This is a genomic window from Pseudomonas sp. FDAARGOS_761 (assembly GCF_013343155.1).
In the GTDB taxonomy this organism is placed as follows: domain Bacteria; phylum Pseudomonadota; class Gammaproteobacteria; order Pseudomonadales; family Pseudomonadaceae; genus Pseudomonas; species Pseudomonas aeruginosa.
The window spans coordinates 6,343,983-6,368,501 of record NZ_CP054572.1 but is presented as its reverse complement, the minus strand read 5'-3'; the positions used below and the strand labels follow the sequence as shown (position 1 = coordinate 6,368,501).

Below are 24,519 nucleotides of genomic sequence, written 5' to 3'. Positions count from 1 at the left end.
CTTTTCTCCCAGGAAACCCGGCCGGGACGGACGCGCCGTCCCGGCGAAACCTCACATCGGCGGGGTCACGCCGTCCTTGCCGACCGAGATGGCCAGGGCGGTGAGGCTGCCGTCGGCGCCCTTCTGCGGGAACAGCACGACCTTGGCGCCAGGCTTGAGCAGGCTGCGCTCGCCCGGCTCCAGGCTGACGATGGGCACGTCGTCCGGCACCACCACAGTCTTCTCACCATCGCCGTATTTCACCGTCATGCGCCGGCCCTGGCTGACCACCAGGTTGCCGACCGTACCGTTGGTCATGGTCGAGGCGCTGCCATCGGCGTTCTCCCAGGGCCGGTGGCCTTCGCCGCTGCCGCGCAGGCTGGGGGCGAAGACATGCACCTCGAGGGCCTTCAGGGTGCCGTCGGGCTGCGGCACGGCGGCGGTGCCGATGAAACTGTCGGGCTGGATGTCCTCCGGCTTCGCCAGCGACACGGCGCGGATCGCGGTCTTGTCGGTGAGCCTGACCGTCAGTTGCTGGCCGTTGCGGGCCTTCAGTTGCAGGTGGTCGTCGGCGGCCTGCTGGATGGTGCCGCGCAGCGGTTGCAGCATGCCCGCAGGCGGTTGCGCGGCGAAGCTGGCGGCACTGGCCAGGAGCAGGCCGAAGAGCAGCGCGGGGGAAGCCTTGAGTCGAAGCATCGGTCGATCCTCGGTGGGGTTGAGCCTCGATGGTCGCCCCGCCGGCGGTACCCGGAGATGACTTTCGCATGACAAAAATGTCACCGAGTCCGCGCCGCGCGCTGGCTAGAATGGCGGCGAACGAGGGGGAACGAGACATGCGCATCCTGGTGATCGAAGACGATACGAAGACCGGCGAGTACCTGAAGAAGGGCCTCGGCGAGTCGGGCTATGCGGTCGACTGGTCGCAGCACGGCGCCGACGGTCTCTACCTGGCGCTGGAGAACCGCTACGACCTGGTGGTCCTCGACGTGATGCTGCCCGGCCTGGACGGTTGGCAGATCATGGAAGTGCTGCGCAAGAAGCACGATGTGCCGGTGCTCTTCCTCACCGCCCGCGACCAGTTGCAGGACCGTATCCGCGGCCTCGAACTGGGTGCCGACGACTACCTGGTGAAACCCTTCTCCTTCACCGAGTTGCTGCTGCGTATCCGTACCCTGCTGCGCCGCGGCGTGGTCCGCGAGGCAGAGCAGGTGCAACTGGCCGATCTGCACCTGGACGTGCTGCGGCGCAAGGTCAGCCGCCAGGGGCAGGTGATCGCCCTGACCAACAAGGAGTTCGCCCTCCTGCACCTGCTGATGCGCCGCGAGGGCGAGGTGCTGTCGCGCACCCTGATCGCCTCGGAGGTCTGGGACATGAACTTCGACAGCGACACCAACGTCGTCGACGTGGCGATCAAGCGCCTGCGCGCCAAGGTCGACAATCCCTTCCCGAACAAGCTGATCCATACCGTGCGCGGCATCGGCTACGTCTGCGAGGAGCGCCCGTGCCCGCCCGCCGCTCCCTGACCCTCTACGCGGCGCTGCTGTTCGCCGCGGTGGCGGCGCTGGTGGTCAGCGCGGTCGGCTTCTACCTGTACCGCTCGGTGGAAGAGGCGATGCTGCGGCGCAGCGACGTGATGGTCGCCGGCCGGGTCGAGCACTTCCGCAACCTGTTGCGCGACAACCTCACCCTGGCCGAGCTGAAGGCGCGCCCGCGTCTGTTCGAGAACATGCTTGGCAACGAGCAGGACATCCTGCTCCTCGGCCAGCCCGGCGAGGCGCCGATCGTCGCGGTCAACCCGCGCCACGAACGCCTGCCGTCGCTACGGGTGGTCGCCGCCGGCCAGGCGTTGAATCCGTCCGTCGTGCACGCCGCGCTGACCCACGACGGCGTCCCGATGCGCGTGCTCGCCGCCGAGGTCCTGGTCGGCGGCCGCGAGCCGTTGCAGATCACCGCCGCGCACCTGCTGCTGGGCGAGACGCGGATGCTCGCCCAGTACCGCGACCGGGTCATCGCCGCCGTGCTGCTGGCGTTCCTCGGCACCGCCCTGCTCGGCTGGCTGGTCCTGCGCCACGGCCTGCGCCCGCTGCGCACGCTGGCGGCGAAGGCGGCGGAGATCCATCCGACCAGCCTGGATACCCGCCTCGACGTCGCCGCCGCGCCTGCCGAGTTGCAGCAGGTGGCACAGTCGTTCAACGCCATGCTCGAACGCCTCGACGACGGCTACCAGCGCCTGCAGCAGTTCTCCGCCGACCTCGCCCATGAGATCCGCACGCCCATCGGTTCGCTGATGGGCCACGGCCAGGTGGCCCTGCGCCAGCCACGCAGCAACGAGGAGTACCAGGCGCTGATCGCCTCCAACCAGGAAGAGTTGGAGCGCATCGCACGGATGGTCGAGAGCATCCTGTTCCTCGCTCGCGCCGACGACGTGCGGGCAGCGGTGGAGCGCAGCCGCCTGGACCTGGGCGAAGAACTGCGGCGCCAGGCGGAGTATTTCGAAGGGCTGGCCGAGGAACGTGGGCTGAGCCTCGACGTCCAGATCAGCGGCCAGCTACGCGCCGATCCGCAACTGTTCCGCCGGGCGCTGAGCAACCTGCTGGCCAACGCCATCCGCTACGCCAACGCCGAGAGCCTGATCGAAGTGCGCGGCCTGCGCCGCTCGGGGGAATTCCTGCTGAGCGTGGAGAACGCCTGCGACAGGCTGCCGGCCGAACCGCTGTCGCGCCTGTTCGACCGCTTCTACCGTGGCGACGCCGCGCGCAGCGACGCCCAGTCCAGCGGTCTCGGCCTGGCCATCGTCCAGGCGATCATGCGCCTGCACGGCGGCCGCGCCGAAGCGAGCGCCCCGGCTCCGGGACGCATCCGCTTCGAGCTGGCGTTCCCGGCTCAGGACTGAGCGGGCTTCTCGCCGGCGTCCGGCTCGCCGTCGGAGCGGCCGATATTCGCCGGCGCCTCCACCACCAGCTCCTCCGGCACTTCCTCGACGCGCGGGTCGAGGGTGGCGGCCATCGGGCTGACCGTGTCCGGCATCGCCACGTGTTGCAGCGGCGCCTCGTCGACCCGGTGTTCGCCGGTGACGCGCTTGGGCTGCACCCAGAACACCAGCAGCACCGCGTAGCCGGACACCAGCATGTAGAACAGCCCCGGACCGAAGTGGCGCATCAGCGCGCCGGCCACCAGCGGGCCGATACAGGCGCCGACCCCGTAGGTGGTCAGCAGCATCGCCGACAACGCGACCCGGCGCGGCTGCTCGACGTGGTCGTTGGCCAGCGCCACCGCCAGCGGATAGAGGGTGAACAGCAGCATGCCGGTAACGAACCCGTTGGCCAGCAGCAGCCAGTACGGCAGCGTCACCAGTCCCCACATCGGGATCGAGGCCAGGCACAGCAGCACCGCATTGCCGCGGATCAGCCAACTGCGGTCGAGGCGGTCGGACAACCAGCCCAGCGGCCACTGCGCGCAGAAACCGGCGACGATGCACATGCCGACGAAGAAACTCGATTGCGAGGCATCCAGGCCGTTGCGGTTGGCGTAGACCGGCGCCAGGCCGTAGAAGGCGCCGACCATCAGGCCGGCGATGAAAATGGTGCCCAGCGCCTGCGGCACGCGCTGCCAGAAGAAACGCACTTCCAGCGGCGCGGCGACCAGCTTGGCCGGGTGCACGCGGCGGGTCATGGCCAGCGGGATCAGACACGAGGCGAAGCAGATGGCGACCAGCAGCAGCGGCTTGTAGTCGAGGGTCGGGCTCAGCGCCAGCAGACCCTGGCCGAGCACCAGGCCAAGGTCGACGGCGACCATGTAGCCGGCGAACACCTTGCCGCGCTGGTGGCTCTCGGCCTGCTCGTTGAGCCAGCTCTCGATCACCATGTACTGGTTCATCATCACCGCACCGGTGATGAAGCGCAGCAGCAGCCAGACTTCCAGCTGATCGACCAGGGCATGCAGCAGCACGGTCACGGTGGCAATCCCGGCGCAAGCCACGTAGGAGCGGATATGGCCGAAGCTGGCGATCAGCTTGTGTCCGAATTTTCCACCGCAGACCAGGCCGAAATAGTAGGACGCCATCAGCCCGCCGACCCACAGGTCGCCTGCGCCTTCCTGGGTCAGGCGCAGGCCGATGTAGGTGGTGAACAGGCCGGAGCCGGCCAGCATGAGCAGGGTGGCGGTGTAGAGCGCGGGAAAGGTGACGAGCGGGCTGAACATGACGGTTCCTGGACGGACGGGCCCCACGGCCGGCATCCGCCGAGCATTGATAGGTTCGGGAAGGATCGACGCTGCTGGCCGATCGCGGGCGCAGGCCGTCCTGCGTTCGGCGAGACTCCGACGCCGCGCGGCGGCCGGAAGCCACGTCGCGGTGCACAGGGCGGCATTATCCCCGCTCCGGAGCGGCCCCGCCACGGGCGCCGCGAGCGTTCCGTCGGCTCAGCCGCGCCGCGCCGGGAGCGGCTCGCGCGGCGGCAGCCGATATACCCAGATGCGCCGCAAGACAGTGAGGAATTGCCGTCCCAGGCGTCCGCTGTTGTAGGTCTGCCCGTAGCGCCGGGCGATTTCGCGGACCTCGCGGGACAGCGCGGCGTAGCGACGCGCCGGCAGGTCCGGGTAGAGGTGGTGCTCGATCTGGTGGCTGAGGTTGCCGGTCAGGATGTGGAACAGCGGCCCGCCCTCCAGGTTGCTGGAGCCGCGCAACTGGCGCAGGTACCAGTGGCCACGGGTCTCCCCCTCCAGCACCGAGGGCGGGAAGACCACCGCCTTCTCGGTGAAGTGGCCGCAGAAGATCACCGTGAAGGTCCACAGGTTGCGCAGCACGTTGGCCAGCAGGTTGCCGACGAACACCGCGCCGAAGCCGCCGGCGAACAGGCCGAGAAGCGGGAACAGCAGGTAGTCCTTGGCCCACTGGCGACCCAGCTTGGCACGCAGGCGGCGTAGCAGCGGCATGAGTTCGGCCTTGTCCAGGCGCCCCTTGGCGTACTTGTCCAGGCGCAGATGCTGGATCGCCACCGCGTACTGGAACAGCAGCGCCTGCAGCGTCACCCACAGCGGTTGCCAGCGGTAGAACGGCTTCCAGCGCTGCTCCGGGAACAGGCGCACGACCCCGTAGCCGACGTCGTCGTCCTTGCCCAGCACGTTGGTGTAGGTGTGGTGGATATGGTTGTGGGTGTGCCGCCAGAAGTCGGACGGCCCGGCGATGTCCCACTCGTAGGCGCGGCCGGCGAATTCCGGATCGTTCATCCAGTCGTACTGGCCGTGCATGACGTTGTGGCCCAGTTCCATGTTCTCGAGGATCTTGCCCAGGCCGAGAAGCAGGCTGCCGAGCAGCCAGGTCGGCGGCAGCCAGCCGAACATCAGCAGCGCCCTGCCGCTCCAGCAGCAGACGCGCACCGCCGCGCGGACCCGGCGGATGTAGCGCGCGTCGTCCGCGCCGAGATCGGCCAGGGTACGCTGGCGCAGGGCGTCGAGTTCGGCGCCGAAGGCCGCCAGTTGTTCCGGGGTCAGTTCGCGGTCGTCGCGCATCGCAGGGCTCGCAGGTCGGTTTACAGGTCCAGCGCCAGGTCGCCGTGGGCGGCGCTGACGCAGAGGCGGATAGGCTGGCCGGGCTCGCTGCACAGCGCGCCGCTGCGCAGGTCGCGCACGCAGCCGCTGAGCAGGACGCAGGTGCAACTGGCACAGATGCCCTGGCGGCAACCGTGGGCCGGGCGCAGGCCGTGGGCCTCGGCCTGTTCCAGCAGGCTGGCGGCGCTGTCGCCGGAGACTTCCCGTTGCGACCGGGCGAAGCGCAGGCGCACTTCGCGCGGCGCCTCCCCGCTGCGCCAGCGCGGGACGCTGAAGGATTCCGTCTGCAAGCCGGCGAAGCGTGCCCCCAGTTGCTCGCCCACCGCCTCGACGAAAGCCGCCGGCCCGCAGGCCAGGGCCTGGCTGCGCGCCAGGTCGGCTGCCCAGCCGTCCAGGTGGCGCGGCTGGAAATGCCCCTCCAGGCAGCCATCGGCCCGCGCCTCGCGGGTCAGGCTCCAGCGCAACTCCAGGTTCGGGTGGCGCGCCGCCAGCGCCTCCAGCTCGCCGAGCCAGGCGCGCTGGCCGGGATGACGGGCGTAGTGCAGCCACAGCACGGGACCGCGATAGCCGTTCTCCAGCGCCTCGCGGAGCAGGCCGAGCAAGGGCGTCAGGCCGCTGCCGGCGGCCAGCAGGCAGACCGCCTCGGCCTGCATCGGCCAGCGCAGATCGCCTTGCGCGGGCTGCAACTCGACACGCTGGCCGACCGCCAGGTGTTCGCACAACCAGGGCGAGAGCAGCCCGTCCGGGTGACGCTTGACGGCGATTTCCAGGCGCTCGCCGACCACCCGGGTCAGGCTGTAGCTGCGCCCGACCCGCACCCCGTCGCGCTCCGCCAGCAGCTGGATGTGCTGGCCCGGCCGCGCCGGCGGCCAGCCGGGGGCGGTACGCAGGGCCAGGGCGAGCATATCGTCGGCCACCCAGTAGCGTGCCTCGACCCGCGCATAGTGGCGGTTCAGCGACGCCAGCGGATGGGCGTGGCGCAGCAGGCCGTCGACATCGGCCTCGCGCAGCCAGCCACGGGCGGCGAGACGGCGCAGGGGTGCGAGCAAGGGGGTCAGGAGAGCGAGGGGAAGCAAGGCCATCGAGAATATTTCAGTGAACGATCGTTCACAAAACTTTGCCCGTTCCGCGCAATCGAGTCAACAAGCGTTCACTGATGTATCCTTCGACCGCTGCCGTCCCCGGTTCGACCGGGTCGCGGGGCTTTTGCTACAGTCGCCGGTCCGCCAAAGGAAGCCGTATGTCCTCACCCCGCGCCGAACAGAAACAGCAGACCCGCCACGCGCTGATGAGCGCCGCGCGCCACCTGATGGAAAGCGGGCGCGGCTTCGGCAGCCTCAGCCTGCGCGAAGTGACGCGCGCCGCCGGCATCGTCCCGGCCGGCTTCTATCGGCACTTCAGCGACATGGACCAGCTCGGCCTGGCGCTGGTCGCCGAGGTCGACGAGACCTTCCGCGCCACCCTGCGCGCGGTGCGCCGCAACGAGTTCGAACTGGGCGGGCTGATCGACGCCTCGGTGCGCATCTTCCTCGACGCGGTCGGCGCCAACCGCTCGCAGTTCCTCTTCCTCGCCCGCGAGCAATACGGCGGCTCGTTGCCGATCCGCCAGGCCATCGCCAGCCTGCGCCAGCGCATCACCGACGACCTGGCCGCCGACCTGGCGCTGCTGAACAAGATGCCGCATCTCGACGGCGCGGCCCTCGACGTGTTCGCCGACCTGGTGGTGAAGACCGTCTTCGCCACCCTTCCGGAGCTGATCGACCCACCCGCCGCCGACCTGCCGCCGCACCTGATGCCGGCCGCGAAGATCACCCACCAGCTGCGTTTCATCATGATCGGCGGCAAGCACTGGCACGGCCTGCCCGACTGACCCCACACCTCCCCAGCGGACCTCCGGCTCGGCGTTCGCCCGCGGACTAGACGCGCGCGCACCTTTCCGGTGCGGCAAAAAAGTCGTTGCGCACCAACCTGGCGCGCTGCAATATTTTGTTACATCCCTATGGCCCCGTTTTCCCGGTACAGGCGTCCCGCATCGACCTGGCAAGGCCCTTGCTGGTGCTTGTTGTGATTCCTTTCCTGTCGCATTGCGGAAACTGCCCATGCTGGTCATTCACCAACGCCTGCCCGCCCGCTCGCCCCGCTGGGACGAAGAACTCCACCTCACCTACGAGGCGCGCAGCAAGAGCCGCCTGCGCTGCTTCGCGGCGAGCGGCGAGGAGGTCGGCCTGTTCCTCGAGCGCGGCCAGCCGCCGCTGGCCGACGGCGACTGCCTGGAGGCCCGCGACGGTCGCCTGGTGCGGGTCGTCGCCCGCTCCGAACGTCTGCTCCACGTCACCTGCGCCAGCCCGCTGGAACTGACCCGCGCCGCCTACCACCTGGGCAACCGTCACGTCGCCCTGCAGGTCGGCGACGGCTGGCTGCGCCTGCTCGACGACTACGTGCTGAAAGCCATGCTCGAACAGCTCGGCGCCACGGTGGAGGCCATCGAGGCGCCGTTCCAGCCGGAGCACGGTGCCTACGGCGGAGGCCACCACCACTCGCACCATGGCGAGGCGGAGTTCAACTACGCGCCGCGCCTGCACCAGTTCGGCGTGCGCCGGTGAACAGCATCTGGGCGCGCCTGCGCCTGGCCAGCTCGCAGTTGCCGATCGGCGGATACAGCTATTCCCAGGGCCTGGAGGCGGCCCTCGACAATGGCTGGGTGCGCGACGCCGAGAGCGCGCGGACCTGGCTGGTCGACCAGTTGCAACTGAACCTGGCGCGCTTCGAGGCGCCGCTGCTGGCCGGCCTGCTGCGCGCCGCGTTGATCGGCGACTGGGCCGCCTGCGATGCGGCCAGCGAGCGCCATAGGGCCAGCCGCGAGACCCGCGAGCTGGCCCAGGAGAGCCGGCAGATGGGCTTTTCCCTGCACCAATTGCTGGAAGCCCTGCCCGAACTCGACGCTCCCGGCCGCGCCTGGCTGGCGCGCCAGGACCCGCCCAATCTCGCCGCCGCCTGGGCGATGGCCGCGCGCGCCTGGCGCCTGGACGCCGAGGAGGCGCTCAGTGCCTGGTTCTGGAGCTGGCTGGAGAACCAGTTGGCGGTGCTGATGAAAACCCTGCCGCTCGGCCAACTGGCCGCGCAGAAACTTGCTTCCAGCCTGCTGCCGGAACTCGACCGCGCCTGCGCCGAGGCGCTGCGACGGCCCGCCGTCGAGGGCAGCGCCGCGTTCGGCCTGGCGCTGGCCAGCATGACCCACGAAACCCAGTACAGCCGTCTGTTCCGTTCCTAGGAGAAACCCCATGACATCCCAACCCCTGCGTGTCGGCATCGGCGGTCCGGTGGGCTCCGGCAAGACCGCCCTGACCCTGGCCCTGTGCCGCGAACTGCGCGAGCGCTACAACCTCGCGGTGGTCACCAACGACATCTATACCCAGGAAGACGCAGAGTTCCTGGTGCGCAACGAGGCCCTCGCCCCCGAGCGGATCATCGGCGTGGAAACCGGCGGCTGCCCGCACACGGCGATCCGCGAGGACGCCTCGATCAACCTGGAGGCGGTGGACCAGCTCAACCGGCGCTTCCCCGGCCTCGAACTGATCCTGGTGGAATCCGGCGGCGACAACCTGTCGGCCACCTTCAGCCCCGAGCTGTCCGACCTGACCCTCTATGTGATCGACGTTTCCGCCGGCGACAAGATCCCGCGCAAGGGCGGCCCCGGCATCTGCAAGTCGGACCTGCTGGTGATCAACAAGATCGACCTGGCGCCGCTGGTCGGCGCCTCCCTCGACGTGATGGACCGGGACGCCCGGCGCATGCGCGGCGACAAGCCGTTCGTGTTCAGCAACCAGAAGACCGGCCAGGGGCTGGACGAAATCATCGCCTTCATCGAGCGCCAGGGCCTGCTGACCGCCGCCTGACGCCACTTCGCAACGACAAGGAACCGCCAATGAAACTGCCCAAGCTGCTCGCCGCCCTCGTCCTGCTCGCCGCGCCGGCGCTGGCCTTCGCCCACCCCGGCCACGGCGAACACGGCCTGGTCGCCGGCCTCGCCCATCCGCTCACCGGTCTCGACCACCTGCTGGCGATGTTCGCCGTCGGCCTCTGGGCCGCCCAGCAACAGGGAGCCGCGCGCCTCGCCCTGCCCTGCACCTTCGTCGGCACCATGCTGGTCGGCGGGCTGCTCGGCTTCGAGGGCCTGCAACTGCCGTTCATGGAGACCGGCATCGCCGCCTCGGTGCTCGCCCTCGGCCTCTGCGTGGCCCTCGCCGTGCGCCCGCCGCTGGCGCTGGCGATGGCCGCCACCGCGCTGTTCGCCCTGGCCCACGGGGTCGCCCACGGCCTGGAGCTGCCGGACCTCTCCAGCCCCTGGCTGTACGCGCTCGGTTTCGTCGCCGCCACCGCCGCGCTGCACGCCGCCGGCTACGCGCTGGTGCGCTTCCTGCCGCAGGCGGCCGCGCCCCTGGTACGTCTCGCCGGGCTGGCCTCGGCGGGCGCCGGGGTCTGGTTGCTGGCCGGCTGAGCCGCCGCGCCTCCCTCAGCGCCTGATCAGCACCCGCCGACCTTGGTGCACGAGGCGCAGGCCATGGGTCTGCGCCAGCATCGCCAGGGCCAGCGGCAGGTCGTCGATGGGAAAGGTGCCGGAGACCCGAAGCGGGTCCAGCGACGGCTCGCACTCGATGCTCTCGCCGCCGTAGCGCATCAGTTCTCCCGCCCACTGCCGCAGCGGCATGTCGTCGGCCACCAGCAGGCCCTGGCGCCAGGCCAGCGCGGCCTCGCTGGCGGACTCGACGGGGCCGATCCGCTGGCGATCGAAGCGCACCCGCTGGCCAGCCTCGATCACCCGGCCATCCGCCGCGCTCGCGGCGCCCTCCGGACGCACCTGGACCGCGCCTTCGTACACCGCCAGCACTGTCTCTGCGCCCTCGCGTCGGACGCTGAAGGCGGTACCCAGCGCGCGCATCAGGCCCTGTTCGGTGCGCACCAGGAACGGCCGCGGCGGCTCGCGCCGATCCGCCGCGGTGCGGAGGTAGATCTCTCCGCGATACAGGCGCAGCAGGCGCTGGCCGGCGTCGTAGCGCACGTCCAGCGCGCTGTCGGTGTTCATCTCGACCTGGCTGCCGTCCTCCAGCACCAGATCGCGCCGCTCGCCGACGGCAGTGAGGTAGTCGGCGCCGAAGCCGTCGCGCCAGACCTGGGCGCGCCATCCCCACCAGACCAGCGGTGCGCCGCCGAGCAGCAGGGCCAGGCCGCGCAGGACCGCGCGCCGGCCGCTGCCGGACGGACGCTCGAGCGCACGCCGGGCCAACGCCGGCGGCAGCGAACCGATATTCGCCAGCAGACGCTCGGCACGCCGCCAGGCGCGCTGGTGCTCGGGGCTGCGCGAGCGCCAGGACTCCAGCTCGGCCTGCTGCGCCGGAGCCAGCGGCCCCTCCTGCATCAGCAGCAGCCAGGAGGCGGTCTCCCTGAGCACCTGCGGGGCGATCGCCTCGGCGGCCGGCGGCCCGGAAAGCTCCGTATCGCCCGCCTGCGGCGCCCGGCTGGAAGCGCGGTCATTCATCGGGCATCAGGCTCAGGCAGGTCACGTAGGCCTGGTGGATGAACTTCTTCACCGTCGGCAGCGCGACGCCCAGCGCCTGGGCGATGTCCTTCTGCTTCATGCCGTCCAGCGTCGCCATCAGGAATGCCTGTTTCACCCGCGGTCGCAGGGTGTCGAGCAGCGCGTCGATCTCGTGCAGGGTCTCGACGATCACACTCTGTTGTTCCGGCGACGGCTGCAACGGCTCGGGCAACGTGGCCAGGGCCTCCAGCCAGGCGAGTTCCAGCGATTGGCGACGGCGCCAGCTGACCAGCACGCAGTTGGCGATGCGGGTGAGGTAGGCGCGCGGCTGACGGATCGCGTCACGCTGGCCGCCATCGCGGCTGGCGAGGATGCGCAGGAAGGTGTCGTGGGCCAGGTCGTCGGCCACGCCACGTCCCCAGGAGCGAAGGCGGTAGGCCAGCCAGTTGCGCAACCAGGCATGGTTTTCACGGTAGAGCGTGGCGACGCAGTCGCGGTCCGCTTGCAGGCAGGGGCTTGGCGCATTCATCGGAGGCGCATTCATCGGAATAGTCGGCTGGCTTCAATCGCAAATGAAAACTATTATCACTAATTTTCCGCTGACCACAATGCCGACGCCCTTCCTCGACCGGCCCCGCCGAACCCGAAATATCCCTTTTCCGATCTCGTGCGACAGAGGGAATGAGAGCCCGCAATGACGGGCGCCAACCCTGCGAGCGAAGAAGTCATGTCCCTACAACGCCCTATCCCCAGCCTGGCGCGTCCCTTGTCGCGCCTCTCCCCGCTCACCCTTGCCCTGCGCTGCGCCCTGCTCGGCCTGTCGGCGGTCGGCGCCGGCCTGCTCGGCGGCGGCCTGGCCCACGCGCAGAGCGTCGGCCAGCACAGCGCGGCTACCCGCCTGGACGACGCCACGCCGCGCAGCTACGACATCCCGGCGGGTTCGCTGGGCGCCTCCCTGGGCGCCTTCGCCAGCCAGTCGGGCCTGCTGCTGTCCTTCGACCCCGCGCTGACCCGCGGCCGCACCGCGCCGGCGCTCAAGGGCCGCTACAGCGTACTGGAAGGCTTGCAGCGAGTGCTGTCGAACACCGGCCTGCAGGTCGCGGCGGGAACCTCCGGCGCCTACCTGCTGGTCGAGCCGCGCATGTCCGGAGAAGCCCCGGCCGACCTGTCGCCGGTGGTGGTCTCGGCCGCCGAGCTGGCCGATCCGCAGAAGGAAACCTATACCGCGCCGCGCTCGTCGGTGTACCTCTCCAGCGAAGACATCGACCGCTTCGGCCGGGTTTCCGTGGGTGACCTGCTCCAGGGCATCCCGGGCGTACAGGTCGGCGACAGCCGCAACGGTGGCGCGCTGGACGTCAACATCCGCGGCATCCAGGGGCAGAGCCGGGTGGCGGTGCGGGTCGACGGCGCGGAGCAGGCGCTGGACGTCTACCGCGGCTACGCCGGCACCCAGCAGCGCAGCTACATCGATCCCGACCTGGTCAGCAGCGTGACCGTCGACAAGGGGCCCTCGACCCGCTCGGGCGCGATCGGCGGCAGCGTGGAAATGCGCACCATCGGCGTCAAGGACATCCTGGTCGACGGCAAGGACCTCGGCGTGCGCTTCACCGGCGACGTCTGGAACAACGGCGTCGCCCCGCAGCACCGCAGCGCCAGTTCGAAGACCGAGAATCTCAGCAGCGTGCCGCACGATGACCGCGGCAGCCTGTTCGGCTCCCAGGCCAAGTCCGGCAGCGCCGCCTTCGCCTACCGCAACGAGCATCTGGACCTGGTCGCCGCCTATGCGCAGCGCAATCAGGGCAACTACTTTTCCGGCAAGAAAGGCCAGGACCGCTATCGCGTCTACAACCGCTACGGTCGCGAGGAAAGCAGCGTAGCCAAGGTCTACAACGCAGGGGAGGAAGTGCTCAACTCGTCGTCGGAGACCGAGTCCTACCTGCTCAAGGCGACCTGGCGCATCGCCGACGAGCACACCCTGGACCTCGGCTATCGTCGCTACGACGGGCGCACCGGGGAGATCATGCCGTCGGACATCTTCCGTTTCGGCACCGCCGGCATCTACCAGTACCCATTGAGCGAAGTGAAGATCGACACCTACACCGCACGCTACCGTTACCTGCCCGAGAACAATCCGCTGGTGGACCTCAGCACCGGCCTGTGGATGACCGAGGCGAAGAGCGACATGCTGACCTCGGTGCTGGCACCGCGCTCCCAGGCCTATCGCTCCGACCGCAACTGGACGCGCCAGGACAACCGGCGCATCGGCGGCGACCTGAACAACGTGGCGCGCTTCGAAACCGACTTCGGCGATTTCAAGCTCGACCTCGGCGGCTCGTTCCAGGTCGAAGACATCCAGCCGCAGAAAAGCGTGGTCACCACCCTCCACGACATCAACGCCAACCGCACCCTGAGGGACGCCACCCGCCAGGAATACGGCCTCAACGGCAAGCTCGAGTTCAAGCCGGTCGAGCGCCTGACGCTATGGGGCGGCGGCCGCTACAGCCACTTCAACAGCAAGGACAACGGCATCTCCGCCTCGCCGCGGCGCGAGGATCGCGACATGCGCTTCATCACGGTGAGCAGGCCCGGCTACTACGGCTCGATGATGTGGTTCCCCGACCAGAACGGCCAGTACACCGACGCCACCGATCCGCGCCTCAACAACGGCATCGTCACCAACAACACCAACAATCCGTTCGAAGGCATTCCCTTCGACGAGTTCGGCCCGGCCAACGTGACGGTCCATCCCTCGCGGGTCACCAACGTGGTCACCGGCTACAACTACAGCAAGAAGGGCAGCAGCCGCGGCGGCGGTTTCTCGCCGGCATTCGGGATCAATTTCGAGCTGGCCCCGGATACCTTCGTCTACGCCTCCTACACCGAAGGCCTGCGCCTGCCATCGCTGTTCGAGACCAGCCAGGGCACCCTCCAGGTCGAGCCGGGCAAGGACCTCAAGCCCGAGCGTTCGCGCAGCTGGGAGATCGGTGCCAGCGCGCTGCGCGACAGCCTGTTGGCCGACGGCGACTCGGCGGCGATCAAGCTGGCCTACTTCAACAACACCATCAAGAACTACATCACCCGCTATTACGATCCGGGCCAGATGGGCCTGATGACCTTCAGCAACACCGACAGCTACCGCACCAGCGGTCTCGAACTGCAATCGCACTACGACGCAGGGCGGGTGTTCGCCGACCTGTCGGCGACCTACTACCTGAAGACCGAGACCTGCGACGCCGCCTTCGCCGCCAGGCTGCGCGCCGGCGCCAACCGCTACCAGCGCACCGAGAACACGCCGAACTGCACACCGGGCAGCTTCATGGGCTCCTATACCAACACGCAGAACCCGCCGCGGCTGGCGACCAACCTGACCGCCGGCCTGCGCTTCTTCGACCAGGCCCTGACCCTGGGCGGGCGCATGACCTATACCTCCGGCCCCACCGCCACGGCGGACAAGCCCTGGCAGGTCGGCGCCACCACACCGCAGATCGAGTACCGCTCGGTGCAGCTGTTCGACCTGTTCCTCAAGTACAAGCTGTTCGAGCACACCGAACTGAATGCCTCGCTGCAGAACCTCACCGACCGCTATTACCTCGACCCGCTGGCACAGAGTTTCATGCCCGCGCCCGGGCGTACCCTGCGGGTGGGGATGCAGGCGAAGTTCTGAGCCGCCCTCTCCCCCTCCAGGCGTTGTCGGCGGAGCGCCGCTCCGGTAGGGCGGATAACCGCCCAGCGGTTATCCGCCGAAGCACCGGGCCTCCCGCTCCCGGTCCCTCCGGAACTGTCCGGAGGAGCGGCGAGACAGCGTCCGTCACCACGACAACGGGTAACTCACCACCAGCCGCGTCTGGTCGAAGTCGCTGTTGAAGCTGCGTCGGTTGCTGGCGTGGTTGAGGCGCACGTTGAGCCGCGCCAGCGGACCGCTCTGCACGGTGTAGCCGAGCTCGACATCGCGCTCCCATTCCTTACCGCCGCTACCGGCCTTGGTGGTGGCGTTCGAGCCATGGCCGTAGCGGACCATGCCGATCAGGCCGGGCCAGCCGAGGCCGACGAAATCGTAGTCGTAGCGAACCTGCCAGGAGCGTTCGTCGGCGTTGGTGAAGTTGCCGTTGAACATGTCGTTGCCCATGCTCCGCCCACTGCTGCCGTAGACCGACTGCCAGCCGCTGTCGCCGCCGACCTTCTGCAGGCCAAGGTAGAAGGTGTGCAGGCCGATGCCGGCAGAAAATAGGCCGTAGACGGTATGGCTGTCGATCTCGCCGGCGCGCGCGGCGCCGTCGTCGCGGTCGACGAACAGGCCGAGGTTGGCGCCCAGGGTCCAGTCGCCGACACGCTGCTTGTGCAGCAGGTTGGCGTAGCTCTGCCGGTAGACGTCCTCCAGTTGCCCGTGCCACAGGCCCAGTTGGGTGCGCTCGCGGTTGAAGCGGTATTCGGCGCCGGCGTAGTTGAAACCGTCCGATTTCTGCGTCGGCGCGCTCCAGGCCGACAGGTCCTGCATGTCCGCCGAATTGCGCAGGCTCACCGCGTCGAAGCGTCCGGCCTGCAGGGCCAGGCCCGGCAGCTCGCGGGAAACCACGGCGAAGCCGCGGAACGTCTGCGGCAGCAGGCGTCCGTCGTCGTAGCGCAACAGCGGAATGTCCGGGAGCATCTCGCCGATCTTCAATTCGCTGGCCGAAACGCGCAGCTTGGCGGCCACGCCGACACGCCCATAGTCGTCCGCCGCGCGACCGTCGTCGTGCAACGGAAGAAGCTCGGAATTGCTGGTGCCACGTCCGCTGTTCAGCTTCACGCCGAACAGGCCGATGGCGTCGAGGCCGACGCCGACCGTGCCCGGGGTATAGCCGGAACTGAACTTGAGGATGAAGCCCTGCGCCCACTCGTCCACCAGGCTCTTGCCGGCATCGTGGTCGCGGAAATCGCGGTTGAAGTAATAGTTGCGCAGGACCAGGTCGGTCTTCGCATCCTCCAGGAAGCCGCCCTCGGCAGCTTGCGCGGCAAGACAGGCGAGCATCGGCAGGACCGCCCCTGCGTTGCGCGGGACTGCGGTTTTACGACGGATTTTCATTGTTATTGTGCTCCGTTTTTCAGGGACGACCGGGCCCCGGCAGCCTCTGCGGGCCACCTGGCGACGACGGTCGGGTCAGCGGCGGGGCGCGGGCCCCGCCGCCAGGGTCAGAACGGGTACTGGCGCGGCGCGTGCTGCACGCTGATCCAGTGGTCGGTGGTGAATTCCTCGATGGCCCAGTCGCCGTTGAAGCGGCCAAGTCCGGAGTTCTTCTCGCCGCCGAAGGGCGCGTTGGCCTCGTCGTTCACCGGAATGTCGTTGACGTGGGTCATCCCCGCGCGAAGCTGGCGGGCAAAGCGCACCGCGCGTTCCAGGTCGCGGCTGAACACCGCGCTGGACAGCCCGTATTCGCTGGCGTTGGCCAACTCCAGCGCATGCGCCTCGTCGCGCGCGCGGAGCAGGCCGACCAGCGGGCCGAAGATTTCATCGCGGGCGATCTCCATCGTCGCGCTGACCTCGCCGAATACGTGCGGAGCCAGCAACTGCCCATCGACGCCGCCCTCGTACAGCGGCTTGGCGCCTTCCTGGCGGGCCAGGCGGATCTTTTCCAGCAGGCCTTCGAGCTGGCGCGCGTTGACGATCGGCCCGACCGCGGTATCGGCGCGCTGCGGATCGCCGACGCGGAGACCCTTGACCCGCTCGACGAAGCGCGCGGCGAAGGCGTCGTAGAGGCTGTCCTCGACGATGATGCGGTTGATCGCCATGCAGATCTGCCCCTGGTGGAGGAACTTGCCGAACACCGCGGCATTCACCGCCTGCTCCAGGTCGGCGTCGCCGAGCACCACGAACGGACTGTTGCCGCCCAGCTCCAGCGCCACGTGCTTGAGGTGCGCGCCGCCGCTGGCGATGCGGCCGATGTTGCGGCCCACCGGGGTCGATCCGGTGAAGGTCACCAGGCCCGGCACCGGGTGCTCGACGAAGGTGTCGCCGATCTCGCTGCCGGGGCCGACCACCACGCTGAACAGCCCGGCCGGCAGCCCGGCCTCTTCGAAGATCCGCGCCAGCAGCAGTCCGCCGCAGACCGGCGTGTCGCTGGCCGGCTTGACCACCACCGCGTTGCCCAGCGCCAGGGCCGGGGCGATGGAACGCTGAGTCAGGTGCAGCGGGAAGTTCCACGGGCTGATCACCCCGACCACGCCGATGGCGCTGCGGTAGACCCGGCTTTCCTTGCCCGGCACGTCGGACTCGACGATGCGCCCGTGCACCCGTGCCGGGAACGACGCCGACTCCAGGGTGATCGCGCGCGCCGCGCCCCATTCGATCTCGGCCTTCAGGCGGGTGCTGCCGGACTCGCGGATGATCCAGTCGACGATCTCCTCGTGGCGGCGGTCGAACACCTCCACCGCCTTGTACAGCACCGCCGCGCGTGCCGAGGGGCCAAGCGCGGCCCATGCCGGCTGGACCTCGGCGGCCTTGGCGTAGGCGGCATCGAGGTCGTCGCGGTCGGCCTGCTCGATCTCCAGCAGCAGGCTGCCGTCGAACGGATTGCTCACCTTCAGCCGGCGGCCGGCCCGGCCGTGGCGCCACTCGCCGGCCAGTGGCTGGAGACCGAGGTCGGTATAACGGGAATCGCTCATCGCTCTTCTCCTCTTTCGAAAATCACAGGGGTTTCTTCGCCGTCGCGTCGACGGACACTTCCGCCGGCACGCGCGGCCGCAGGTGGATGCAGGCGATCGCCAGCGCGCCGATCACGCCAGGCGCGGCGAAGGCCAGGAAGTTCTGCTGGAACGGCAGCTCCAGGGCCAGCAGGCTGCCGCCGAGCATCGGCCCGGCGATGGCGCCGAGGCGGCCGACACCGGCGGCCCAGCCGACCCCGGTGGAGCGCACCCAGGCCGGATAGAACTGCGCGGCGTAGGCATGGATCACCGCCAGGGTGCCGATGGTGGTGGCGCCGGCCACCACCAGCAGGCCGTTGAGCAGCCAGGGGCCTGGCCCCAGGCCGAGGGCCGCCAGGGAGGCCGCGGCCAGGGCGAAGAACAGCACCAGGGTGCGGCCGGCGCCGAGGCGGTCGGCCAGCCAGCCGCCGAACAACGCGCCGAGGGTCGCCCCGACATTCAGAGTGACGAGGAACGCCAGGCTCGAACCGAGGGCGTAGCCGCCGCCGGCCATCAGCTTCGGCAACCAGGTGTTGAGCCCGTAGCTCATCAGCATGCACATGGCGAAGGCCACCCACAGCAACAGGGTGCCCACTGCCTGGCGCCCCTCGAACAACTGGGCGACCCGTCCGCTCGGCGCTTCGGCCGCGACAGCGTTCGCCCGCTCGGCGACGGGCCGGTAGTCGGGATCGACCTTGCGCAGCAGCGCGTCCAGTTCGGCGCGGCGGCCCTTGAGTTCGAGGAACGCCGCCGACTCCGGCAACCAGCGCAACATCAGCGGCACCGCCAGCACCGGCAGCACCGCCACGTAGAACACCGATTGCCAGCCCCAGGCGGGGATCATGGCGATCGCCAGTAGCGCCGAGAGCACCGCGCCCACCGAGTAGAAGGCCGACATCACCGTGACCAGGGTGCTGCGCCGCCCGGCCGGGGCGAATTCGCTGATCAGGTTGATCGCGCTGGGCACCAGCGCGCCCAGCGCCAGGCCGGTGAAGAAGCGTCCGGCGCCCAGTTCCAGCGGGTCGCGGGCGTGCCCGGTGAGGAAGGCGGCGAGGCTCGCCAGCAGGGTGGTGGCGATCACCAGGCGGCGCCGGCCGAAACGGTCCGCCAGCGGCGCCAGCAGGGTGCCGCCGAAGAGCATGCCGAACAGCGCGCAACTGCCGAGGGTGCCGGCCTGCACCGGGCTCAGCTGCCACTCCTGCATCAGGCGTGGCACCACCGAGCCGTAGATGACCATGTCGTAGCCGTCGAACAGCATGATGAAACACCCCCAGCCGAGGATCAGCCAGTGAGTACGGTTAAAGCGGGCAGCGTCGATCACCGCCGCAGCGGATTGCCTGTTCATACCAACCTCTCTCTTGTTCTTGTTATGGGCGCACGCGGGCGTCGGTCGGCACCGCCCACTCTGGCATGGGGCGGCGCCGTGGAACATCAGGGTTCGATGGTTTGCGTCGGCACCTCGATCAAAACCGGGCGATCAGCGGCCAGGGCATGCTTCAAGGCGCTTTCCAGCTCTTCGCGGGTGGCCGCGTGGAGCGCCTCGACGCCATAGCCGCGGGCGATCGCGCAGAAGTCCAGGCCGGGCACGTCGAGCCCCGGCGCATCGGGCACCTCGAGCACCCCGGCGAACCAGCGCAGGGCGCCGTAGGTACCGTTCTTGAGGATGATGAACACCGCCGGCACACGGTATTGCGCGGCGCTCCAGAGTGCGGTGATGCCATAGTTGGCCGAGCCGTCGCCGATGATCCCGATCACCTGCCGCCGCGGCTGCGCCAGTTGCGCGCCGACCGCCGCCGGCAGGCCGAAGCCGAGTCCGCCGGCGGCCGGGAAGAAGTAGCTGCCCGGCTCGCGCATCTCCACGCGCTGCCAGAAGGCGGTCACGGTGGAAGTCGACTCCTTGACGAAGATGGCGTCGCGCGGCGCCAGCGCATCGATCACGTCGAACACGGTTTCCGGCCGCAGCGGTCCGCCCTCCTCGGCCAGCGCCGGCGGTCGCGGCAGCGCCTCGGGCAACGGCCGCGCACTGGGGCGGACCTGTTCGAGCAGTGCCTCGAGGGTCAGCGCGATGTCGCCGACCAACGCGTCGCCCATCGGCGCCCGTGCTGCTTCGCCGGGATCGCAGGTGACCTGCACCAGCTCGGCGCCGGCCGGCAGGTAGTCGCCGGGGGCGAACTGGTGATAGCGGAACACCGGCGCGCCGACCACCAGGATCAGGTCGTGGCCGTCCAGCAGCCGGCTGATCCCGGCGATGGCCGCCGGCAGCACGCCGCGGAAGCAGGCATGGCGGGTGGGGAACGGACAGCGCGAGGCCGACGGCGCGACCCAGGCCGGCATCCGCAGCTTCTCCGCCAGTTGCACGGCCAGGCCGTTGGCATTCGCCCCGTCGACGTCCGGACCGAGCACCAGCACCGGGTTGCGCGAGCGCGACAGGCGCTCGCCGAGTTCGGCCAGCAATGCCGGCGCGGGCAGCGCGGCGCCGCTGACCTGGCGCGCGGCCAGGTGTTCGACACCGGCCGGCGCCGGTTGCGCCCAGTCGTCGTAGGGAATCGACAGGTACACCGGCGCCCGCGGCGGCAGGCTGGCGGTCTGGATCGCCTGGCTCAACGCGCGCGGCACATCCTGGGCGCAGGCCGGCTCGTGGCTCCATTTCACCAGCGGCTTGGGCAGTTGTCCGGCATCGACGTTGGCGAGCATCGCCTCGACCCCGATCATCGAGCGCACCTGCTGCCCGGCGGTGATGACCAGGGGGCTATGGGAGTACCAGGCGTTGGTCAGCGCGCCCATGCCGTTGCCGGTGCCCGCCGCCGCATGCAGGTTGACGAAGGCCGGGCGGCCGCTGGCCAGGGCGAAGCCATCGGCCATGCCGACCACCGCGCCCTCGTGCAGGCCGAGGATGTAGCGGAAATCCTCGGGGAAGTCCTTGAGGAACGGCAGCTCGTTGGAGCCGGGGTTGCCGAAGACGGTGGTCAGGCCGTGGCGACGGAGGATCTCGTAAGACGCGGAATGGACGGTTTTCATGCAGGCCTTCAAGCTCGTTTCCTGGATTTGCGCTACTGTTGCAGCCGCTCGATAATCAATCAAATCGATACTCTTTCTATAAAAAATAGAACTGGTCTATATGAGTCCGATCGATCTCAACCTGATCCGCACCTTCGTCACCCTCTACGAAGCGGGCAGCGTGACCCTCGCCGCGGAGCGCCTGTTCGTCACCCAGCCATCGGTGAGCTACGCCCTGGCGCGCCTGCGCGAACTGTTCGACGACGCGTTGTTCACCCGCACCCGCGACGGCATCCAGCCGACCTTCGTCGCCGAGCAGCTCTACGGCACCTTCCGCGAGTCGCTGACGCGCATCGAGGGCGCGGTACAGAGCGTTCGCCACTTCGATCCGGCGACCACCGAGCGACGTTTCCGCATCGCCCTCACCGATCTCGGCGAGGTGGGTTTCCTCTCGCTGATCCTCGAACGCCTGACCCGCGACGCGCCGTTCGCCGAAGTGGAAGTGCTGCCGCTGCAGGTGGACGAGGTCGGCGCCTGGCTGAGCAGCGCCAAGGTCGACGCGGCGATCTGCCGCCAGCCGGTGCCCGGCGCGCGCAGCCAGCGGGTCCTGCACGAGCGCTACGTGTGCCTGCTCAGCGACCGCCACCCGCGGATCGGCGACAGCCTGAGCCTGGAGCAGTACCTGGCCGAGCGGCACATCGTGGTGACCCGTACCTCCGGCCACGGCATCGCCGAGGACGTGCTCGAGGCCATGCAGGTGCAGCGCCGCATCAGCCTGCGGGTGCCGCACTTCTCGGTGCTGCCAAAGATCATTCCCGGTACCGAGCTGCTGACCATCCTGCCGGCGCAGATCGCCTATCGCTTCGTCGCCGAAGGCGGCATGCGCATGCTCGAACTGCCCTTCACCCTGCCGCCGTTCGACGTCTCCCTGCACTGGCACGAGAGCAGCGAACGCTCGGCGGCGCTGAACTGGTTCCGTACCACCATCGCCGAGGCGATCATCGCCGCCCAGCGCTGAAACGCCGGCGGCCCTCACGCAGCGTCTCCCAGCGTCGGCGAGCGCTCGCGACGCCGCGCACCGAGCAGCGGCAACACGGCGGCCGCAGCGACGAACACCGCCGCGAACGCCCCATAGAGGGACAGCGGCTGCCAGCCGTCGTCGAGCAGGAGCCCGGCCACCAGCGGCGAGAGGATCGCCCCGCCGCGACCGACGCCGATCCCCCAGCCGACCCCGGTGGCGCGCACCGAAGCGTCGTAGAGGCTCGGCGCCAGGGCATACAGGCCGGCCACGCAGGCGTTGGCGCAAAGCCCGATCAGCAGTCCCAGCGGCAAGGCCGCGCCGGGCAGCCCGGCGCTCAGCGAGAACAGCGCGAGCAGAGCGGCGGTAAGCAGCATGAACAGCGCCAGCACCCGTTCCAGGCGAAAGCGCGCGGCAAGCCCGCCGAGCAAGGCGGCACCGAAGATCCCGCCGATGCTCAGCAGGGTGCCGCCGGTGATGCCCTGGGCGGTGGACAGGCCGGCGGCGACCAGCAGCTTCGGCGTCCAGCTCATGATGAAGTAGAAGCCGAACATCACCAGGAAAAACAGCGCCCAGAGCAGCAGCGTGGTACGTCGCTGGGCAACGCAAAGCAACCGGGCGAGGCGGCTACCGTGCTCCGCTCCGCCACCGGGCGGGCTCGGCAGTTCCGCGAGCGCCGCGCGGCCCAGGCGCCGGGCCAGCGCGTTGACCCGTTGCAACGCCCGCGGCGGCCGGCGCGCCAGGAGGAAGTCCAGCGACTCCGGCAGGCACAGGCAGACCAGCGGGATCACCGCCAGGGTCAGGCCAGCGCCGAAGACGAACACCGAGCGCCAGCCCCAGGCGCCGATCAGCCATACCGCGAGCAGTCCGCCAAGGGTCGCGCCGAGCGCGTAGCCGGTGGATTGCAGGCTTACCGCCAGGCCGCGCCAGCGGCGCGAGGCGTACTCGCTGGCGATCACGTTGCTGCTGGCGAGGATGCCGCCGATACCCAGTCCGGTCAGCCCGCGCAGCAACGCCAGTTGCCAGGCCGCCTGGCTCAGCGCCGAGGCGAGCATGCCCAGGCCCGACAGCGCCAGGCAGGCGAGGATCAGCGGGCGGCGCCCCCAGCGGTCGGCCCAGGGCGCGATGAACAGCGAGCCGGCGGCCATGCCGAAAAGGCCGGCGCTGAGCAGCAAGCCGATCTCGGCGCCGCCCAGGTTCCATTCGGCGGCCACCGAGGATGCGGTGAAGGCCATCACCAGCACGTCGAAGCCATCGATCAGGTTGAGCACGATGCACACAGCCACCGCCAGCCACTGGAACGGCCGCATCGGTTCGTCGTCGACAGCGCGGCGCAAGTCCCGGTTCATGGGCGGCCCTCCCCGAGCGGACAGGAAAGAAGCGACGGCAGGCGGGAGCGAGGCGCGGGAATGCAGGAATCCATCATCGGGAAGACCCTTTTTCTTGTTGTTGTAGGCACGGCAAGCGCAGGCACCCTGGCACCGTTGCGTCGATGCCGCAATCCTATTGGATCCATTTGAGCGACAAGAAAACGGAAGGCCAGCGGATATCCCACTGTCAGCGAAATCTGAGAAAGGCTCTGGAACGAGATAATTGAGCGATTTATTCCTGAAGTTTTTTATGTGCGACTATCGAACGGATTATTTTTTGTACAGAAGCGGTTGACTTGGAAAAGTTGCCTCGCGAATTATTGGATCCAATTACAAAAACAACGAGAGGATCCGACGATGTTTCCGAAGAACGCCTGGTACGTGGCCTGCACCCCCGACGAACTGGCCGGCAAGCCGCTCGGCCGACGCATCTGCGACGAGCCGATGGTTTTCTACCGAGGCGAGGACGGCCGCGTGGCGGCCCTCGAGGATTTCTGCCCGCACCGTGGCGCGCCGCTGTCGCTGGGCTTCGTCGAGGACGGTGTGCTGGTCTGCGGCTACCACGGCCTGGCGATGGGCGAGGACGGTCGCACCCGCGCGATGCCCGGCCAGCGGGTCCGCGGCTTCCCCTGCATCCGTCGCTTCCCGGTGCAGGAACGGCACGGCTTCGTCTGGGTCTGGCCGGGTGCGGAAGAACAGGCCGACGCCGCGCTGATACCCCGCCTGGAATGGGCGGAAAGCCCCGATTGGGCCTATGGCGGCGGGCTGTACCACATCCACTGCGACTATCGCCTGATGATCGATAACCTGATGGACCTGACCCACGAGACCTACGTCCATGCGTCCAGTATCGGCCAGAAGGAAATCGACGAGGCCGCGCCGGCCACGCGGGTGGAAGGCGACGAGGTGATCACCAGCCGCCACATGCAGAATGTCATGGCCCCGCCGTTCTGGCGCATGGCCCTGCGCGGCAACGGCCTGGCCGACGACGTGGCGGTGGACCGCTGGCAGATCTGCCGCTTCACGCCGCCCAGCCACGTGCTGATCGAGGTCGGCGTGGCCCACGCCGGCCACGGCGGCTACCAGGCGCCGGCGGAGCGCAAGGCGGCGAGCATCGTGGTCGACTTCATCACCCCGGAGAGCGCCACTTCCATCTGGTACTTCTGGGGCATGGCGCGCAACTTCCAGGCCCACGACCAGGCGCTTACCGAGAGCATTCGCGAAGGCCAGGGAAAGATCTTCGGCGAAGACCTGGAAATGCTCGAAAGCCAGCAGCGCAACCTGCTGCGCCATCCACGGCGCGACCTGCTGAAACTGAACATCGACGCCGGCGGCGTGCAGGCCCGGCGCATCATCGAGCGCCTGCTGGCGGACGAGCGCCAGGCCGCCGCCCCCAACCGCGCCCAGGCCTGACG

The 24,519-nt window shown here is 69.2% G+C and carries 21 protein-coding genes; 10 read left to right on the top strand and 11 right to left on the bottom strand.

The window, feature by feature from the left end:
• Nucleotides 1-51: 51 nt before the first annotated feature.
• Complete coding sequence (locus tag FOC67_RS29545) at nucleotides 52-675, bottom strand: hypothetical protein (RefSeq protein WP_003095513.1); 624 nt, start codon at nucleotides 673-675, stop codon at nucleotides 52-54.
• A 137-nt stretch (nucleotides 676-812) separates the two neighbouring features.
• Here FOC67_RS29545 and FOC67_RS29540 point away from each other — a divergent pair, with 137 nt between their 5' ends.
• The gene (locus tag FOC67_RS29540; protein WP_003123548.1) at nucleotides 813-1,502 is read left to right on the top strand and encodes a heavy metal response regulator transcription factor; all 690 of its coding nucleotides are present in this window, start codon (nucleotides 813-815) and stop codon (nucleotides 1,500-1,502) included.
• Nucleotides 1,481-2,872: a heavy metal sensor histidine kinase gene (locus tag FOC67_RS29535; RefSeq protein ID WP_009314325.1), complete on the top strand. Its 1,392-nt coding sequence runs from the start codon at nucleotides 1,481-1,483 to the stop codon at nucleotides 2,870-2,872. The genes FOC67_RS29540 and FOC67_RS29535 overlap by 22 nt, the downstream gene beginning before the upstream one ends.
• Here the strand turns inward: FOC67_RS29535 and FOC67_RS29530 are convergent.
• From FOC67_RS29530 to FOC67_RS29520, 3 genes are all read right to left on the bottom strand, one after another.
• The gene (locus FOC67_RS29530; protein WP_003095519.1) at nucleotides 2,863-4,179 is read right to left on the bottom strand and encodes an MFS transporter; all 1,317 of its coding nucleotides are present in this window, start codon (nucleotides 4,177-4,179) and stop codon (nucleotides 2,863-2,865) included. The genes FOC67_RS29535 and FOC67_RS29530 overlap by 10 nt on opposite strands.
• A gap of 219 nt (nucleotides 4,180-4,398) precedes the next feature.
• The gene (gene desB / locus FOC67_RS29525; RefSeq protein WP_009314326.1) at nucleotides 4,399-5,487 is read right to left on the bottom strand and encodes a fatty acid desaturase DesB; all 1,089 of its coding nucleotides are present in this window, start codon (nucleotides 5,485-5,487) and stop codon (nucleotides 4,399-4,401) included.
• 20 nt (nucleotides 5,488-5,507) lie between these two features.
• Complete coding sequence (locus tag FOC67_RS29520) at nucleotides 5,508-6,608, bottom strand: ferredoxin reductase (RefSeq protein WP_009314327.1); 1,101 nt, start codon at nucleotides 6,606-6,608, stop codon at nucleotides 5,508-5,510.
• 158 nt (nucleotides 6,609-6,766) lie between these two features.
• Here FOC67_RS29520 and desT point away from each other — a divergent pair, with 158 nt between their 5' ends.
• From desT to FOC67_RS29495, 5 genes are all read left to right on the top strand, one after another.
• The gene (gene desT, locus FOC67_RS29515; protein WP_003095524.1) at nucleotides 6,767-7,396 is read left to right on the top strand and encodes a TetR family transcriptional regulator DesT; all 630 of its coding nucleotides are present in this window, start codon (nucleotides 6,767-6,769) and stop codon (nucleotides 7,394-7,396) included.
• 229 nt (nucleotides 7,397-7,625) lie between these two features.
• Nucleotides 7,626-8,129 carry an urease accessory protein UreE gene (ureE, locus tag FOC67_RS29510; protein ID WP_003095526.1) on the top strand — a complete coding sequence of 168 codons (504 nt, stop codon included), beginning with the start codon at nucleotides 7,626-7,628 and terminating at the stop codon, nucleotides 8,127-8,129.
• Entirely contained in the window at nucleotides 8,126-8,797 is a 672-nt protein-coding gene (locus FOC67_RS29505; RefSeq protein ID WP_003095528.1) for an urease accessory protein UreF, read from the top strand. The genes ureE and FOC67_RS29505 overlap by 4 nt, the downstream gene beginning before the upstream one ends.
• A gap of 10 nt (nucleotides 8,798-8,807) precedes the next feature.
• Entirely contained in the window at nucleotides 8,808-9,422 is a 615-nt protein-coding gene (gene ureG, locus FOC67_RS29500) for an urease accessory protein UreG (protein ID WP_003095530.1), read from the top strand.
• A 29-nt stretch (nucleotides 9,423-9,451) separates the two neighbouring features.
• On the top strand, nucleotides 9,452-10,024 hold the full coding sequence (locus tag FOC67_RS29495; protein ID WP_009314328.1) for a HupE/UreJ family protein: 573 nt from the start codon (nucleotides 9,452-9,454) through the stop codon (nucleotides 10,022-10,024).
• A 15-nt stretch (nucleotides 10,025-10,039) separates the two neighbouring features.
• Here the strand turns inward: FOC67_RS29495 and FOC67_RS29490 are convergent, their stop codons facing one another.
• Together FOC67_RS29490 and FOC67_RS29485 are read right to left on the bottom strand one after the other, a co-directional pair.
• The gene (locus FOC67_RS29490; protein WP_009314329.1) at nucleotides 10,040-11,062 is read right to left on the bottom strand and encodes a FecR family protein; all 1,023 of its coding nucleotides are present in this window, start codon (nucleotides 11,060-11,062) and stop codon (nucleotides 10,040-10,042) included.
• Entirely contained in the window at nucleotides 11,055-11,591 is a 537-nt protein-coding gene (locus FOC67_RS29485) for a sigma-70 family RNA polymerase sigma factor (protein WP_003095533.1), read from the bottom strand. The genes FOC67_RS29490 and FOC67_RS29485 overlap by 8 nt, the downstream gene beginning before the upstream one ends.
• A gap of 198 nt (nucleotides 11,592-11,789) precedes the next feature.
• On the opposite strand from FOC67_RS29485, the gene FOC67_RS29480 reads away from it, so the two are divergent.
• Complete coding sequence (locus tag FOC67_RS29480; protein ID WP_283159811.1) at nucleotides 11,790-14,726, top strand: TonB-dependent receptor; 2,937 nt, start codon at nucleotides 11,790-11,792, stop codon at nucleotides 14,724-14,726.
• A gap of 144 nt (nucleotides 14,727-14,870) precedes the next feature.
• Here the strand turns inward: FOC67_RS29480 and FOC67_RS29475 are convergent, their stop codons facing one another.
• The 4 genes from FOC67_RS29475 to mdlC form a co-directional block, all read right to left on the bottom strand.
• The gene (locus tag FOC67_RS29475) at nucleotides 14,871-16,124 is read right to left on the bottom strand and encodes an OprD family porin (protein WP_009314331.1); all 1,254 of its coding nucleotides are present in this window, start codon (nucleotides 16,122-16,124) and stop codon (nucleotides 14,871-14,873) included.
• A 107-nt stretch (nucleotides 16,125-16,231) separates the two neighbouring features.
• Nucleotides 16,232-17,701, bottom strand: coding sequence for an aldehyde dehydrogenase family protein (locus FOC67_RS29470; protein WP_009314332.1), 1,470 nt, complete (start codon nucleotides 17,699-17,701; stop codon nucleotides 16,232-16,234).
• A 22-nt stretch (nucleotides 17,702-17,723) separates the two neighbouring features.
• Nucleotides 17,724-19,064, bottom strand: a complete 1,341-nt coding sequence (locus tag FOC67_RS29465; RefSeq protein ID WP_009314333.1) for an aromatic acid/H+ symport family MFS transporter — start codon at nucleotides 19,062-19,064, stop codon at nucleotides 17,724-17,726.
• A gap of 86 nt (nucleotides 19,065-19,150) precedes the next feature.
• Nucleotides 19,151-20,737, bottom strand: coding sequence for a benzoylformate decarboxylase (gene mdlC, locus FOC67_RS29460; RefSeq protein ID WP_003109446.1), 1,587 nt, complete (start codon nucleotides 20,735-20,737; stop codon nucleotides 19,151-19,153).
• Between the two features lie 100 nt (nucleotides 20,738-20,837).
• Between mdlC and FOC67_RS29455 the strand changes: the two genes are divergently transcribed.
• Complete coding sequence (locus tag FOC67_RS29455; RefSeq protein WP_003095545.1) at nucleotides 20,838-21,734, top strand: LysR family transcriptional regulator; 897 nt, start codon at nucleotides 20,838-20,840, stop codon at nucleotides 21,732-21,734.
• A gap of 14 nt (nucleotides 21,735-21,748) precedes the next feature.
• Here the strand turns inward: FOC67_RS29455 and FOC67_RS29450 are convergent, their stop codons facing one another.
• Nucleotides 21,749-23,083, bottom strand: a complete 1,335-nt coding sequence (locus FOC67_RS29450) for an MFS transporter (RefSeq protein WP_009314334.1) — start codon at nucleotides 23,081-23,083, stop codon at nucleotides 21,749-21,751.
• 378 nt (nucleotides 23,084-23,461) lie between these two features.
• Between FOC67_RS29450 and FOC67_RS29445 the strand changes: the two genes are divergently transcribed.
• On the top strand, nucleotides 23,462-24,517 hold the full coding sequence (locus FOC67_RS29445; RefSeq protein ID WP_009314335.1) for an aromatic ring-hydroxylating dioxygenase subunit alpha: 1,056 nt from the start codon (nucleotides 23,462-23,464) through the stop codon (nucleotides 24,515-24,517).
• The last annotated feature ends 2 nt before the right edge of the window (nucleotides 24,518-24,519 follow it).

Coding starts and splice junctions, on each gene's coding strand:
- FOC67_RS29465 (WP_009314333.1), bottom strand. CDS start 19,064: ATGAACAGGCAATCCGCTGCGGCGGTGATCGACGCTGCCCGCTTTAAC.
- FOC67_RS29485 (WP_003095533.1), bottom strand. CDS start 11,591: ATGAATGCGCCAAGCCCCTGCCTGCAAGCGGACCGCGACTGCGTCGCC.
- ureG (WP_003095530.1), top strand. CDS start 8,808: ATGACATCCCAACCCCTGCGTGTCGGCATCGGCGGTCCGGTGGGCTCC.
- FOC67_RS29495 (WP_009314328.1), top strand. CDS start 9,452: ATGAAACTGCCCAAGCTGCTCGCCGCCCTCGTCCTGCTCGCCGCGCCG.
- FOC67_RS29490 (WP_009314329.1), bottom strand. CDS start 11,062: ATGAATGACCGCGCTTCCAGCCGGGCGCCGCAGGCGGGCGATACGGAG.
- FOC67_RS29455 (WP_003095545.1), top strand. CDS start 20,838: ATGAGTCCGATCGATCTCAACCTGATCCGCACCTTCGTCACCCTCTAC.
- FOC67_RS29520 (WP_009314327.1), bottom strand. CDS start 6,608: ATGGCCTTGCTTCCCCTCGCTCTCCTGACCCCCTTGCTCGCACCCCTG.
- ureE (WP_003095526.1), top strand. CDS start 7,626: ATGCTGGTCATTCACCAACGCCTGCCCGCCCGCTCGCCCCGCTGGGAC.
- FOC67_RS29540 (WP_003123548.1), top strand. CDS start 813: ATGCGCATCCTGGTGATCGAAGACGATACGAAGACCGGCGAGTACCTG.
- FOC67_RS29545 (WP_003095513.1), bottom strand. CDS start 675: ATGCTTCGACTCAAGGCTTCCCCCGCGCTGCTCTTCGGCCTGCTCCTG.
- desB (WP_009314326.1), bottom strand. CDS start 5,487: ATGCGCGACGACCGCGAACTGACCCCGGAACAACTGGCGGCCTTCGGC.
- FOC67_RS29475 (WP_009314331.1), bottom strand. CDS start 16,124: ATGAAAATCCGTCGTAAAACCGCAGTCCCGCGCAACGCAGGGGCGGTC.
- FOC67_RS29470 (WP_009314332.1), bottom strand. CDS start 17,701: ATGAGCGATTCCCGTTATACCGACCTCGGTCTCCAGCCACTGGCCGGC.
- FOC67_RS29480 (WP_283159811.1), top strand. CDS start 11,790: ATGTCCCTACAACGCCCTATCCCCAGCCTGGCGCGTCCCTTGTCGCGC.
- FOC67_RS29530 (WP_003095519.1), bottom strand. CDS start 4,179: ATGTTCAGCCCGCTCGTCACCTTTCCCGCGCTCTACACCGCCACCCTG.
- mdlC (WP_003109446.1), bottom strand. CDS start 20,737: ATGAAAACCGTCCATTCCGCGTCTTACGAGATCCTCCGTCGCCACGGC.
- FOC67_RS29450 (WP_009314334.1), bottom strand. CDS start 23,083: ATGAACCGGGACTTGCGCCGCGCTGTCGACGACGAACCGATGCGGCCG.
- FOC67_RS29445 (WP_009314335.1), top strand. CDS start 23,462: ATGTTTCCGAAGAACGCCTGGTACGTGGCCTGCACCCCCGACGAACTG.
- desT (WP_003095524.1), top strand. CDS start 6,767: ATGTCCTCACCCCGCGCCGAACAGAAACAGCAGACCCGCCACGCGCTG.